Source organism: Sphingomonas natans (genome assembly GCF_030546695.1).
GTDB classification, from domain to species: Bacteria; Pseudomonadota; Alphaproteobacteria; order Sphingomonadales; family Sphingomonadaceae; genus Sphingomonas_I; species Sphingomonas_I natans.
Genome location: NZ_JAUOTP010000008.1, coordinates 71463 through 84466, shown reverse-complemented (window position 1 = coordinate 84466; position 13004 = coordinate 71463). Strand labels below are relative to the sequence as shown.

Annotated in this window: 13 protein-coding genes, 1 other RNA gene and 1 pseudogene; 6 read left to right on the top strand and 9 right to left on the bottom strand. The window is 62.7% G+C overall.

The window, feature by feature from the left end:
• Positions 1-607: 607 nt before the first annotated feature.
• The 6 genes and pseudogenes from Q4F19_RS16285 to Q4F19_RS16260 all read right to left on the bottom strand — a co-directional run bounded on the left by Q4F19_RS16285 (position 608) and on the right by Q4F19_RS16260 (position 5883).
• Entirely contained in the window at positions 608-1654 is a 1047-nt protein-coding gene (locus tag Q4F19_RS16285) for an acyltransferase family protein (RefSeq protein ID WP_303544679.1), read from the bottom strand.
• Positions 1655-2140: 486 nt separating this feature from the next.
• Positions 2141-2251: pseudogene (locus Q4F19_RS21490) on the bottom strand (PEPxxWA-CTERM sorting domain-containing protein); the annotation flags it as partial.
• A gap of 651 nt (positions 2252-2902) precedes the next feature.
• Entirely contained in the window at positions 2903-3277 is a 375-nt protein-coding gene (locus tag Q4F19_RS16275; RefSeq protein ID WP_303544674.1) for a hypothetical protein, read from the bottom strand.
• A 186-nt stretch (positions 3278-3463) separates the two neighbouring features.
• Positions 3464-4066, bottom strand: coding sequence for a hypothetical protein (locus Q4F19_RS16270; RefSeq protein WP_303544670.1), 603 nt, complete (start codon positions 4064-4066; stop codon positions 3464-3466).
• 274 nt (positions 4067-4340) lie between these two features.
• On the bottom strand, positions 4341-5240 hold the full coding sequence (locus Q4F19_RS16265) for a hypothetical protein (RefSeq protein ID WP_303544669.1): 900 nt from the start codon (positions 5238-5240) through the stop codon (positions 4341-4343).
• 70 nt (positions 5241-5310) lie between these two features.
• Complete coding sequence (locus Q4F19_RS16260) at positions 5311-5883, bottom strand: hypothetical protein (protein ID WP_303544667.1); 573 nt, start codon at positions 5881-5883, stop codon at positions 5311-5313.
• A gap of 267 nt (positions 5884-6150) precedes the next feature.
• Here Q4F19_RS16260 and Q4F19_RS16255 point away from each other — a divergent pair, with 267 nt between their 5' ends.
• On the top strand, positions 6151-7725 hold the full coding sequence (locus Q4F19_RS16255; protein ID WP_303544664.1) for a recombinase family protein: 1575 nt from the start codon (positions 6151-6153) through the stop codon (positions 7723-7725).
• 53 nt (positions 7726-7778) lie between these two features.
• Here Q4F19_RS16255 and Q4F19_RS16250 read toward each other — a convergent pair whose 3' ends face one another.
• From Q4F19_RS16250 to Q4F19_RS16240, 3 genes are all read right to left on the bottom strand, one after another.
• Positions 7779-7937 carry a hypothetical protein gene (locus Q4F19_RS16250; protein ID WP_303544661.1) on the bottom strand — a complete coding sequence of 53 codons (159 nt, stop codon included), beginning with the start codon at positions 7935-7937 and terminating at the stop codon, positions 7779-7781.
• The gene (locus Q4F19_RS16245; RefSeq protein ID WP_303544659.1) at positions 7934-8494 is read right to left on the bottom strand and encodes a hypothetical protein; all 561 of its coding nucleotides are present in this window, start codon (positions 8492-8494) and stop codon (positions 7934-7936) included. Before Q4F19_RS16245 ends, Q4F19_RS16250 begins: the two co-directional genes overlap by 4 nt.
• A gap of 76 nt (positions 8495-8570) precedes the next feature.
• Positions 8571-9269 (bottom strand): glycosyltransferase, encoded by a 699-nt coding sequence (locus tag Q4F19_RS16240; RefSeq protein ID WP_303544657.1) that lies wholly within the window; start codon positions 9267-9269, stop codon positions 8571-8573.
• Between the two features lie 95 nt (positions 9270-9364).
• Between Q4F19_RS16240 and nhaA the strand changes: the two genes are divergently transcribed.
• The 5 genes from nhaA (at position 9365) to Q4F19_RS16215 (ending at position 12999) form a co-directional block, all read left to right on the top strand.
• On the top strand, positions 9365-10513 hold the full coding sequence (gene nhaA / locus Q4F19_RS16235; protein WP_303544654.1) for a Na+/H+ antiporter NhaA: 1149 nt from the start codon (positions 9365-9367) through the stop codon (positions 10511-10513).
• A gap of 18 nt (positions 10514-10531) precedes the next feature.
• Positions 10532-10629: signal recognition particle sRNA small type (gene ffs, locus Q4F19_RS16230), an RNA gene on the top strand.
• A 57-nt stretch (positions 10630-10686) separates the two neighbouring features.
• Positions 10687-11013, top strand: a complete 327-nt coding sequence (locus Q4F19_RS16225; RefSeq protein WP_303544652.1) for a DUF1905 domain-containing protein — start codon at positions 10687-10689, stop codon at positions 11011-11013.
• Positions 11014-11023: 10 nt separating this feature from the next.
• Positions 11024-12667: a DNA polymerase III subunit gamma/tau gene (locus Q4F19_RS16220; protein ID WP_303544650.1), complete on the top strand. Its 1644-nt coding sequence runs from the start codon at positions 11024-11026 to the stop codon at positions 12665-12667.
• The gene (locus Q4F19_RS16215; protein WP_303544647.1) at positions 12664-12999 is read left to right on the top strand and encodes a YbaB/EbfC family nucleoid-associated protein; all 336 of its coding nucleotides are present in this window, start codon (positions 12664-12666) and stop codon (positions 12997-12999) included. The genes Q4F19_RS16220 and Q4F19_RS16215 overlap by 4 nt, the downstream gene beginning before the upstream one ends.
• Positions 13000-13004 lie beyond the last annotated feature (5 nt).

The window sequence follows — 13004 nt, the reverse complement described above, 5'->3', positions numbered from 1 at the left end:
CACGGCTGGCGGGATGGATCTGTAGTCGGGTGCTGGCCCCATGCCTCACCATCAACGCAGCTCAGCCATGCGGCCCGCGCGTCGGCGCGACAGAGCCCGATTTCGAAGATCTTTTTTTTGGGGGCAGCCGGGACACCACCCCGAACTGGCTTACCATTTCAGGGCAAGGTTCTTTTGGAACCCCACTTTGCGGCAAGCTTTGTCGGCGCGGTTTGGAGCGCCTCGGCAGATGCCTAATTTGGTGATCGCAGATGCTATGGTTGGCGGTGTGAGCTACGGAGGGCGGTCTTCAGTGCTCGGTAAAGCACTGCACCGAGAAGGAGGGCGTCGCCCGGCGCGGGCTGCGAAAACCCCCGAGCGCCGCACGCATGGGGTCGAGCATTGATGCTATTTGAGCGAGCCCTTCAGCCTCTGCCCAGGCCGAAACTTGGGTTGGCGGATTTTGCCGATGTTCAAAGGCGCGCCAGTATCTGCCCCATCATCTTTTGTTGGAGCGAGTAGCGGCACAGTGAGCTTTCTTAATGGCCTTCCGCCGCTCGTGCGGGCTGGAGCCCGTCTTGTAGGTATGCCGCCGATACCATGCCGGCCACAACGCGTTCGAGCCCTTCTAGCGCAGCCGCTTTCGCAGCGGTTGCTCAAACAGACGGAAGGAAAGCTCAGCTGCGGCGAACAGAATGATCGTTGCCAGCACGATCGAGGCAGCGAGCGCGGCTGGCGATGCCCCAAGCAAACGTGGGAAAACGAACGATAAAAATACGGTCGAGACTGGCACGTGCAGCATATAGAGCGAATAGGTGAGGTAACCGCGGTCGCTGATCGGCCGCCACGCCGCGATCGTCCGCCAGCCGTCGAGATCACATAGATAGGCGCTCGCCCCCAACCCCCAGATCAGCGCCAACAGCGTGTAGCTCGAGACTCCCAGCGCCATGCCCGCGACGGTTCCGATCGCAAACACGGTGAAGGCCGCTCGCACGGTTGCCCCACCTGCCCATCGGAGAATGTCGCCGCCGAAACGACTCATGAAGATCCCGAACGCGAAGCTCGGGATCACCCGCGGCAGCGAACAGTCCCAGCGGAGGGCGGTGAGCGGCCTGCCGAGCAGCCCCTCGGCAATTGCAATACTGAGGGCCAACATCAGCAGCAGCGCCGCCAGCCCCCAGGCCGCGCGCCGGGTGGCGAGCGCAGCGATCAACGGAAAGCAGAGATAAGCGAAGAGCTCCGCACTGATCGACCAAGAGACGAAGTTGTACGACAGCCGCCCGTTTGGAAACCATGCCTGCACTAGCAGCAGGTTCGGCAGGATCTGGCCGGTGTCGAAGCGCGACGGATCATCGACGGTGAGGTGATAGCGGGCCACCCCGAAGCCGATCGCGATATAAAAAAGGAGGGTGGCGAGATGAAGCGGATAGATGCGTGCGAGCCGGCGGCGCAGGAAGGTGCCGTACGTGCTCCAGTTCTCGATCGCGCCGACATAGAGCTGACCGATAACGATGCCCGAGATGACGAAGAACAAATCGACAAACAGATCGAACCCGTCGGGCGGGATAAGCCCGACATGAGGGAGCATGTGAATCGAGACGATCCCGAGGCTGGAGATCAGGCGCAGGCCTTCGAGGCTGCGCAGCAGGGGGATAGACGCTCTCGGATCGTCCACGTCTGCCCCGCGTGCCCCACGGGCGCCCGTGCGCCCGCCTCGTCCTACGCAGGCCGTTCGGTGCTTACAAGCGCCCGCCGCTTAGCTGTCCAGCCCGGTGAGCGACTTGGCTTGAGTCGCCAGCGCCTCGTTACGATCTATGTTCGCTCCGGCGAGCTGCTCCCCTCCTTTAACCAGCGTTTGACCGGCACGGCCGTGGGCACAATCTGGAGATCGGCGGGCGACGGCCCTGCTGATCCGGCGCAGCGACGCGCGTCCACGACGGCGATGGCCCGCTTTCGTATGCCAGCGGAGAGAAGGTGCGCGTGGCGGGCATCCAAGCCCCGGAGTTTGAGAATACCGAAACATGCCGTCGTGTTCAGCATGGGGCCTATCGCTGCGACGATCCGGTTGCCGAACGTAGCCTGTGCTAATCCATATCCTATTCGCTATCATACGGTTCCGCCGCCGACCTCGCGATCAGCGGCGCTCGCCGAACTCAATGTCTCAGACGTATTTGAAGTTAAATTTTAAACGACGGCGCATACCTGCACCGACCAATCCAAAGCCGCCAATGAACATCGCCCACGTCGCAGGCTCTGGGACAGCGCCGCTAGATCCAGCCCTGATAGTGACCTCGCGCCCCGAATAATAGTTCATGCCGTTCGTGCTGTAGCCGATTGACGCTTGAAGGTTCTGAAAGCTGCTCTGCGGAAGAAACAATATGAAGTCATTATTGAGCGGGCTCGGCGTATTATTCACCATGAGTGTGCTCGCTCCACCGATATTGCCGCCGATCGTGTATCCGCTGTTCTGAAACAAGGCGCTTGAGTTGGTCTCATCGAACAAGCGCCCACCGATATCGAGCGACAGACTAGAGAGCGTCTGCGTGTCATAATCGAGACTGAACGTGCCGCTGAAGCCACCGCTGATCGTATAGAGAATTGGCGCCGCCTGCGCCGAACCGGCGCCGACAGTCATCGCCACGATCGCCGTCAATATGCCGAATCTCATTGCGCACCCCATGCTCGTTTGCCCCTACGCGCATTGGCAGCACTGTTGACGCGTTGTAAATGGGTTGCGTTATTCTATTGGGAGGTTTCTGCGCATTAGCCGGTGTGCCGGCGCTGAGATCGCCCGCTCGCGGATGAGGCTCACGTCATTTGAGCGACCGTAGGTTTGATGTAGCAGCTTTGACCGCGACGACCGCCCCGAAAGCTCCGATTATTGCTCCAGCCGCTTATGACGGATCCACGTCAATGCGCGGCTTCAACACCAACGCAGCTCCGCCAATGCGCCTCGTGCGTTTGCCTCGATGAGCCGCGCCATGAACCGCTCCATGATCGCCATATGAGCGTCGTGCAGCGCGATCCTAGCCCGGAGGTCCTCTGCCTGCTGGATCGCCGCCTGTCGATCTCGCTCGTCGAGAGCAGCGATCAGTGGCGCTATCGCCTCGAGCGCGCGGCTACCTTTCTTAGCGCCGGCAGCCTTCAGCAGTCGGTAGACCGTGTTTTTGTGCACATGGTATAAGCTCGCGAGTTCTCGGCCGTTCGCTGTACCTAATTCAAAGTCTTCGATGATCGCCAATCGATCTTCGGAACTCAATCGAGTATAAAAGCGCGATGTTGAAGCGGTATGTGTCACGGCAAGATTATATCACGAGTGTGTTCGGGTAGGAAGGTTGCGTCAGGCAACCTTCCCGAAATCGCATCCTTATAGTTTGCACTCGTGAGACAGCCGTCCCCGTGACGGGGAGAAGTTTTCATTTGTCTTTTGTCAACGGACGTGACAATGTCGATGAGTCATACGATCGACCATGGGCGACTTCGATCATGCCTGTCTGATCACCGACCGGGCGCTATGCTCCCGAGGATCATCTTCCGGCGGATCGAGATCGAATGCCGCATAGTCGATCGGCAGGATTGCCCAGCCGGTGTCAGGCGAGTAAATTCCGACTCCCTCCCTCCGAAGGCTTTCGGCTGCTTGCTGGTGTCGACCGTGGCCTAGCAGCTGCCATTCCGACCACTCGGATCCCAGCCAGCCTGCAGGCATATGTTGGAGTTGGTGCTGGACGTGATCCCAGATCTCTTCCGCGCGTTCGACACTCTCGGCGAATATTGCAGCCTGGTGGTCACTGTCATCGGTGGCGAAGCCAACGAGGACGAAGGCCATAGGAGCCTCATCGACTCCGTAGATGCGCCAGATGTCCCCCTCCAGAACGCCGACGCCAGAGAGTCCGGCAGCCAGCGCACGGCGCAGTGGTAGGCCATAACGCTCGATGCGGGTCTTTGCCCAGCGGGCTATGGAAAACCGCTCCAACGCGTCTCCATAGTTGATCAGATGCCACGCGCAAAAGAGGTTGGCGGCATCGTCGTATGTTTTGGCAAAGATGGTGAGGATGTCCGTGTCGGTTTCGGCTTGGAAAATGTGCATTCAATGACTCCGTCGCGTTGTGACGAAGCGACGTTGCATTGTTCACTTATGGGACGCGGGTGGCTTCGCAGCACATGGTCGAGATATGCCCTGGATTGCGACAGGATGCGCGCAGGCGAGGCTAAGGGCGGCTTCGGTGGGTGTTCATCTTAAAAGGGCGGGCGTGCGCTGGTGACCGCCGCAGCGCTCCTATGCCGAGTGAGCCCGACTTCCTGATCGAGCTTACTTGACGATCGACCTTCAACTCATTCGGCGCTCACGGCTTCTCCTCTAGTTATTCAACCAGCAACGCGAGACTCTGTGACATGCTCCGCACCTGCGTTACGGGTCCCGCAGGCGATGGCTCTGAGGCGGGATAACGACGAAGTGACCACGCCTCCCGTGCCGTCTTGGTTAGCTCTTGCGACATGAACACGCGGCGCTTGCCGAGGACGGGGTCGTATCGCTGCACATTCTTGAGAATGTAGCTGACCCACCGCGCCCGCCCTCCAATCTCGTCGCGTGGATCATAGGCTCGCTTGACTTCAATCTCTCGCTTGCGACCGTGCTTCAGCAATGTCGGGTTGAGAGCGAGCTCGATTGCGGTCCGAAATCTGGACGCATCACGAGGATCGTCTGCCAGCACGAACCCATGAAGGTGTGGCCTCGTCTTTGAGCGACCAGAGCGCGAACGCGTCTCTACCACGTAGCAAAATTCGCTGTCCGCAATGTTCAGCTTATGCAAAGCCCGTCGAAGAGCTTGCTGCACATTGGCCATCAGGTCTCGACGCCCGCTCGTCCATCGGGTTATGAGATCCGGAGCGATGTGAGCGGTGAACGAATAGCAGCATTGAAGCTCTTGGCCGGTGTCAAAGGCCGCAAACATCTTGATAGCCTCAGAGAGCTGATCCCATTTCGGGAGCCATGAGGGTGAAAGCTCCGTGTGGTTTGAGCTATGGTCATTATCGTGCCATACTGAAAAGGGCTCGATAGGTTCGCCATGGCCGCGCAAGAATGCTGCTCGTATCAGTCCGTCGGACATCATGCTGTCGATGAGCTGGCGCTCGCGCTCAAGAAGCGTTTTCAGCTCTCGTTTCTGTCGAGCGATTGCCGGAATCGCTCGACGAGGGCCGCTAAAATCTTGACGTCGCCGAGCTGAGATCTTCCGGAGCATTTTGAAGCTTTCGTCACGCACGTTGAAACAATTTTCGGGCTTTTTTCCGTCTCGAGTCCCTCGGACACGCCCACCCATTATTGCGGGTGGGCTAGAACAGGCCGGGCTGACGAGGTTGGGCTTCGGCCACGACCGCGGCGATCGCAGACAAGGTGTTCGAGTCCAGCCCGAGACTGCTTGAGCTTGGATCAGCCTTTCTAACTGCCTCGACGAGAGGCACTTCTAGAGGCTTAATCCAGCGACGCTCCGGGTCGTCCGCATTCGCGACATTGGAGATGATGGCGAGCTGTTCATCGGTCATGTCCGAAAGCGCCCTGCCGGTCACGACGCGAAATACGGCGAGCTCCCTCTCGGCAGTCATCAGCAACCGTATTGCAGCCCAATCGAACTCAGGAAGGCGCTGCTCGAGCGCAGCCACCATGAACAGGTCAGCATCCAGCTTCAAGACAGATGCAATTTCATGAGCACGGTCGATTGGCACCGCGCTCCTTCCGGTTGCCATGTGAGATATGCTCACAGGCTCTGCGTAACGCATTTCTTTGGCGACCGCGCGGAGCGAAACGCCCCTTGCTTTGGCCCGTTCCAGACCCTCGGCGAGCAGCCGAACCGCTTCAGTGTGTCGGTACGGAAAGTCGACCGCGTCTTGTTTCTTCTTTGTCTGCATCGCCCGCTTATTTCACCCGCCCCTTGATCAATCAAGCGTTATGTGTGTATGAAAACACACACCCCGACGATGAGGTTCAAAGTGCGCGTTAGACTCATTTGCTGTTCGCCCCCGCCCGTCCAGGAGAATGAGCTCCCGTGACGATATCCGCCCGCTTCGACAGTGCTGTTGATCAGCCCAGCTCGCTCGTGATCGATTTCGTGAAAGCCCTCGCGAGGGCGGCAGTCGGTCGCGATTTCGCAGCTGTACAAAGGGGAGATCCCGCTCGTGCGGACCGTAATCTACGCCCGCTTCAGCAGCGATAATCAGAATCCTAGGTCAGTCGATGACCAGATTGCGGCCTGCCGCGCGCGAGCGGAATGCGAGGGCTGGACTATCATCGCCGAGTTTCGAGACGCCGCCTTGTCCGGTGCAGCAGGCATCGGTGAGGATCAGCGACCCGGCATGAACGCTATGCTTCGCTTGGTTGAAGCCGGCGGCATCGATCAGGTTCTAGCGGAATCGACTGATCGCGTAGCCCGCCACATCGCCGACGCTCACACGATCCGTGAGCGTATCGAGTTCGCTGGCGCGCGCCTCTTCACGCTGTTCGACGGCACGGTCACGCCGATGATCGGCCTCCTGAAAGGATTCATGGATTCGCAATTTCGGACGGATCTGGGGGCGCGAGTTCGGCGCGGTCAGCGAGGAGCGCTCGCGCAGGGGCGATCTTCAGGAGGGCCGGCCTATGGCTATCGACGCGCGAACCGCCTGGACGAAAAAGGCAACCTAATCGCCGGGCTCCGAGAGATCGAGCCCGATCGAGCCGAGATCGTCATCCGTATCTTCCGGGAGTTCGTTGCCGGTCGCAGCCCTCGCGCGATCGCCGAGCGCCTTAACGCTGAAGGTGTCGCCCCACCGCGGCAGGGATTCTGGCAGACTGGGACAATCAGCGGTAGCCCGAGCACTGGCTTCGGGATCCTTCGGAATCGGATCTACATTGGTAGGATCGTCTACGGCCGGTCGAAGGTCGTCACCAACCCTCAGACGCGGCGTAAGATGATGCGGCCAGGCGATCCGAGCCAGATCGTCGAGCAAGAGGTTCCGCGTCTCCGCATCGTCCCCGAGGATCTTTGGCAGGCGGCGCAAGACCGGCTGGAGGCGGGACGCCGAACACGACCGGAACGGCAGCGCCGGCCGAAGCATCTGCTGTCCGGGCTGGGCGTCTGTGCCGTCTGCGGCACCAGCTGGACAAAGATCACTGGCGATCACTGGGGCTGCCGCAACAATCGCAACGGTGGCACCTGCACTAACAATCGCATGATTAACTCGCGATTATACCAGGAAAGAGTGCTGGCGGATCTACAGGCTGGCATGCTCGCGCCGGACGTCGTGGCTGCCTATGTGCGGGAGTATCATCGGGATTTCGCGCGCCGCTCGGCCAGTCTCGCGAAAGATCGAGCCCGGCTCGATCGGAAGCTGGCGGAGGTGCAGCGCCGTCTGGATCGCCTTATTGAAGCCTTCACGTCGGGCTTCCGTGAGCTGCCAGAGATACGCGATGCGCTGGCGACCGCCCGGACGGAGAAGGAAGCCTTGGGACGCGAGCTGGCCAGCCTCGAGGCGTTGCCGACGGTCTTGGCGCTCCATCCTCGATTAGAAGAAGAATACCGCCGTCAGATCGCAGACCTGCAGACGGCGCTCGCCATGCCAGAAGCCGCCGACGAAGCCGTACCCCGTTTGCGTGCCATGATCGCTCGGATCATCGTGCGCCCAAGTGAAGAACGGCGCGGCGTTGAGATCGAGGTCGTCCGGCAGATTGACGAAGTGCTTTCGCTGGCTACGGGGCTGCGCGAGATAGGCTGACGGATCCCCGCGCTACGATGCAAGCACTGCTACTCAAACGTAGCAGATCAACCTTACGCGGCTTCAAGCTCTCGCATTGCAGAGAGCGCCTCTGCTTGATCCGATGATGCGAACCACGACATTCGGCGCACGCCGTCGATGCCGACAATTTCCACAGCTTCGTGGACTGCTTCTTGGATAGCCAGATACATCCTGGCGGTGCCCTCATTCATGCCGCACCCTCCTCAATCGACTCCGAAGGTTGCCCTTCGCCATTGCTCTTGGTGATAGCCAACCAAGCGCCGTGCATGCTCACTCGTGCAAATACGCCCTTGCTGTCAAGAGCGTTCCCAAACGCACGGAAGTAATCCATGTCGCCGGGGCTGCGAAGATGAAACTTCACATGCTCTGCAGGCAAAGTGGTTTCGGAAATCTGAACGACCGCCCACGTAAACGATACAAGCGTATCGGCGTAAGCATCTTTGGATAAAGCGCCATAATCTAAGAGTGGCGAGACAATTACATGGCGAACACGCAAGGTATAGCCGCTCGTTTTCGGTAGCATCGTGCGGTTCAGCATAGCAATCGCCACGCACCGGCTGTCCTCGAAGAGTCCTGCGGCCCAAGTGTCTTTTTCACACGACTCTGCAAAGCCATGGAGGAGCGCTCGTGATTCCGGCGCAAACTCATCTATTGACTCGCCGACCTCCTCGCATTGCCGTTGCCAGTCGTCGATTACTTTTTGCCAAGAGCCGTCTGCCGTCAGCAACCGATAGAATTTCGAGCTCATCAAATGATCCTGTCGTCTTCAGGATCATATAGCCGCTACGCGGAACAGCGCCACCCGCCGAGGCCCACGCCGTTTGCTACGCTAACGCGAAGTTTGGTTCGGAGAATTCGTCGGCGTAAGTGGCCGAGATGATCCGCGCCCACAGGCTTTCGCGCGCGATCAGCGGCAGCACCGGTATCTGGACGAGATCGAAGCGCTCGATCATCCGGTCGTAGAGCGTGAGCTCCAGCGGGTGGATGAGGTCCTCTGCATCATGGAGGATGATCGTCTTGAAGCGACGCCCCTCTGCCGCCTCGTCGGCCAGCATCGCCTGCCATACGCGGTTCAGGCATTCCGCCTTGGTCGTCGGACCCGGCAGGATCCCCCCGACCCGGCGGACGCGCGCGTCGCCGATCGCATCGACGGCCTGCTCCGTCTCCGGATCGTTCGGGTAGGTGCCGACATAGAGGCGGTAATCCTCGTGGCGGATGTTCGTCAGCGCAGTGCGCACCATCGCGCCGATGACCGCACCTTCGGCCCAGGCGCCGACGAAGATCGCAATGGCGCCGGGTGCCTCGGCCGGCGGCAGCGTCGCCATCGTCATCCGCGCGTGGCGGCGATAGACGGTCAGCCGGCGCCAGCCGCCCCGCGCGAGCCACAGAAGATCGACGAGCAGGTCGTCCAGCCCACCCACGAGTAGCCCGAACAAAGCGAATAAGGTGATCTCGCGCGTGACTGCGGCAAGCAGCCAGCCGGCGCCCGCTCGCACCGCATCGAGATGGATCGCCCCGTCCATGTCCCCCTGACGCGCATTTCTGTCGATCTTGCGTCGCTGGAGCAACGGCTATCGCGCGGTTGCGGCGGAGGCGTCCGGGGAATAGCGGTGCAGCGATGGCCGGCCGACAGACATTGCTGCCCGCCTTCGTGCGCGGCGAAGCGGCGGGCGGGATCGCGCTGATCGCGGCCGCCATACTGGCGTTGCTGGTCGCCAATTCGCCCTTGGTGACCGCCTACCAGAGCGCGCTGCACGCGCAGCTTGGTCCGCTCAGCCTCGCGCACTGGATCAACGACGGCCTGATGGCGCTCTTCTTCCTGCTCGTCGGGCTCGAGGTGAAGCGCGAGGCGCTGGAAGGCGCGCTCAGCACCGGCGGCGCGCGCGTCCTGCCGGTGATCGCCGCCGCGGCGGGCATGATCGTGCCGGCACTCGTCTATCTCGGCTTCGTGCTGTCCGATCCGGCGCTGGCGCGCGGCTGGGCGATCCCGGCCGCGACCGATATCGCCTTCGCCCAGGCCGTCCTCCTGCTCGCCGGTCGGCACGTTCCGCCATCGCTGCGGCTGTTCCTCACCACCGTCGCGATCGTCGACGATATCGGCGCCGTCCTGATCATCGCCTTCGGCTATACCGCCGCGGTCGATCCCGTGATGCTCGCCGCCGCCGCCGCGATCTTCGGCGTGATGCTGCTGCTCAACCGGCGCGGGATCGATCGGCTCTGGCCCTATCTCCTGCTGGCGGCTCTGCTGTGGGTCGCCGTCTATCGCTCGGGCGTCCACGCGACCGTCGCGGGCGTGCTCGCCGCGCTGACGATACCGCTCCGCGGCGGCCATGGCAGCGCGCCGTTGCCCATGCTGGAGCACCGGCTCCACCCGTGGGTCGCCTTCGCGATCGTGCCGCTGTTCGGTTTCGCCAATGCCGGGCTCTCGCTTAGTGGCTTGAGCGTCGCCAAGATGGCGGCGCCGCTGCCGCTCGCGGTCGCGATGGGCCTGTTCCTCGGCAAGCAGGTGGGGATCGGCCTCGGCACCTTCGCCTGCCTGAAACTCCGCCTCGCGCCGCGTCCCGAAGGCGCGAGCGGGCTCCAGCTCTACGGCGTCGCTCTGCTCGCGGGCATCGGCTTCACGATGAGCCTGTTCGTCGGTGGGCTGGCATTCGGGGACGGCGCGATGCTGGACGAGGTGAAGCTCGGCGTGCTCGCGGGCTCGTTCCTGTCCGCGATCGCGGGCTTCCTGATCCTGCGCTTCGCCAGACCCTTGCCAGCGGGATAAGCGTCGACCATATCGCCGCGCGGGAGTCGGGCGGACGGTGCCGTCGCCAACTTGGTCAGATCCGGAAGGAAGCAGCCACAACGATTTCGTATCGGGTCGTTCCGGCTCCCACCCGTTCACGCGCCGCTGTGGCTGATCCCGGTAAGCCGCGGGCGAGCCGATGGGCCTGATCGATGCGCGAAATCCTGCTCGATATCGGTTTCACCGCGCCTGTCATCCACTGGCGCGGGCCATCGCCTTTCCATTTCGTGGCAATCCCGTCCGCCTATGAGGGCGAGGTCAGCTATGCCGCGCGCCTGGCCAGCTACGGCTGGGGCGTCGTGCCGGTCGAAGCCTGCATCGGCGACACGGACTTCCGCACGTCGCTCTTTCCGAAGGCGGGCGGCTATCTGCTGCCGCTCAGAATCGCGGTCCGGCGGGCGGAGGCAATCGCGCTTGGCGACGCGATCCATGTCCGGATGCGGATCACGGGCCGTGACGCGGGCTCGCCGACACCCTAGATTGGCGCCAATGTCCGAATCCGCTCCCGTCTATCGCGTCCTCGCGCGCAAATATCGCCCGCAGCGCTTCACCGAGCTGATCGGTCAGGATGCGATGGTCCAGACTTTGGGCAACGCGATCCGCCGCGATCGCCTCGCCCACGCCTTCCTGCTCACCGGGGTGCGCGGCGTCGGCAAGACCTCGACCGCGCGGCTCATCGCCAAGGCTCTGAACTGCATCGGCCCGGACGGGACGGGCGGCCCGACGATCGATCCGTGCGGGGTGTGCGAGCCGTGCGTCGCCATCGCCGAAGGCCGCCATATCGACGTGGTCGAGATGGACGCCGCGAGCCATACCGGCGTCGACGACGTGCGCGAGATCATCGAGGCGGTGCGCTATTCGGCGGTCTCGGCGCGCTATAAGGTCTATATCGTCGACGAAGTCCACATGCTGACCAAGAATGCGTTCAACGCGCTGCTGAAGACGCTGGAGGAGCCGCCCGCGCATGTGAAATTCCTGTTCGCCACGACCGAGGTGAACAAGGTGCCGGTCACGGTGCTGTCGCGCTGCCAGCGCTTCGATCTGCGCCGCATCCCCGCAGAGTCGCTCGCCGCGCACTTCCAGCGCGTCGTCGATGCCGAGGGTGTCACGGTCGAGGAGGAGGCGCTCGCCTTGATCGCGCGCGCCGCCGAAGGCTCGGCGCGCGATGGCCTGTCGATCCTCGATCAGGCGATCGCGCACGGCGCGGCCGACGGCGGCGTCACCGCCGATCAGGTCCGCGACATGCTCGGCCTGTCCGATCGCGGCGCGATCCGCCGCCTGTTCGGGCAGTTGCTCGCCGGTGACGTGCCCGCGGTGCTCGGTTCGGTCGCGCACCAGCACGCGCTGGGTGTCGAGCCCGCCGCTCTGCTCAAGGGCCTGCTCGAGACCGTCCACGGCGTCACCCGTGCCAAGGTCGGTGGGGCCGACGATCTCGCATTGTCGGCCGAGGAGCGCGAGGCGTTCGGCGATTGGGCGAGCCGGATGGGCTTCGCGACCTTGCACCGCCTGTGGCAATTGCTGCTGAAGGGCCATGCCGAGGTGCAGACCGCCGTCCTGCCCCGCGAGGCCGCCGAAATGGCGCTGCTGCGCGTCGTCCATGCCAGCCAGCTCCCCGACCCGCAGGATCTCGCCAGGCGCATCCGCGCGGGCGAGCTCGGGTCCGCCGAGGCGCCGGCAGCGCCCGCACCCGCGCCTGAAGAGCAGCGCCCTATGCTCGCCGAGCCCGTCCTTCCGCGCCTGCCGCAAAGCCCGCAGGCGCTCTACGATCATCTGATCGAGAAGAAGGCGCATCGCCTCGCGTCCTGTTTCGAAGGCGCGCGGATGATCCGCTTCCAGCCGCCCGAAATGGTCATCGCCGCCGGCCAGGGCATCGGCCCCGGCTTCGGCAAGGAGCTGCAGGATTGCCTCAATCCGCGCATCGGCGAACTCGGCGAGCGCTGGACGATTTCGGTGCAGGACGGCATCGGCCGCCCCAGTTTGCTCGATGAAGCCAAGGCGCACGAAAGTGCCGCGCGCGATGCCTTGCTCGCGACGCCGGTCGTTGCCGCCGCTTTCGCCGCCTTTCCCGATGCCGAGCTGATCGGCTACGCCCCCGAAGACAGGGGCGATGATCCCAGGAGTATGTCGCGATGAAGGACTTGAACGAACTGATGGCCGCCGCGCAGGAGATGGCGGGCAAGGTCCAGGCGCAGATGGCCGATGCGCAGGCCGGTCTCGACAAGATCGAGGTCGAGGGTGCCGCCGGCGGCGGTCTCGTCAAGATCCGCGCCACCGCCAAGGGCCGCATCCTCGGCGTCGCGATCGATGATTCGCTGATGGTCCTGTCCGAAAAGCAGATGCTGGAGGATCTCGTCGCCGCCGCGCTCAACGATGCGCGCGGCAAGGCCGATGCCGCGGGCAACGCCGCGATGGGCGAGATGACCGCCGGCCTCCCGCTGCCCCCGGGCTTCAAGCTGCCTTTCTAAGCGGG

Excerpts from the sequence above, each read along its gene's own strand:
- Q4F19_RS16260 (WP_303544667.1), bottom strand. The coding sequence starts at position 5,883 with ATGCAGACAAAGAAGAAACAAGACGCGGTCGACTTTCCGTACCGACAC.
- Q4F19_RS16225 (WP_303544652.1), top strand. The coding sequence starts at position 10,687 with ATGCGCGAAATCCTGCTCGATATCGGTTTCACCGCGCCTGTCATCCAC.
- Q4F19_RS16220 (WP_303544650.1), top strand. The coding sequence starts at position 11,024 with ATGTCCGAATCCGCTCCCGTCTATCGCGTCCTCGCGCGCAAATATCGC.
- Q4F19_RS16245 (WP_303544659.1), bottom strand. The coding sequence starts at position 8,494 with ATGAGCTCGAAATTCTATCGGTTGCTGACGGCAGACGGCTCTTGGCAA.
- Q4F19_RS16250 (WP_303544661.1), bottom strand. The coding sequence starts at position 7,937 with ATGAATGAGGGCACCGCCAGGATGTATCTGGCTATCCAAGAAGCAGTC.
- Q4F19_RS16215 (WP_303544647.1), top strand. The coding sequence starts at position 12,664 with ATGAAGGACTTGAACGAACTGATGGCCGCCGCGCAGGAGATGGCGGGC.
- nhaA (WP_303544654.1), top strand. The coding sequence starts at position 9,365 with ATGGCCGGCCGACAGACATTGCTGCCCGCCTTCGTGCGCGGCGAAGCG.
- Q4F19_RS16270 (WP_303544670.1), bottom strand. The coding sequence starts at position 4,066 with ATGCACATTTTCCAAGCCGAAACCGACACGGACATCCTCACCATCTTT.
- Q4F19_RS16240 (WP_303544657.1), bottom strand. The coding sequence starts at position 9,269 with ATGGACGGGGCGATCCATCTCGATGCGGTGCGAGCGGGCGCCGGCTGG.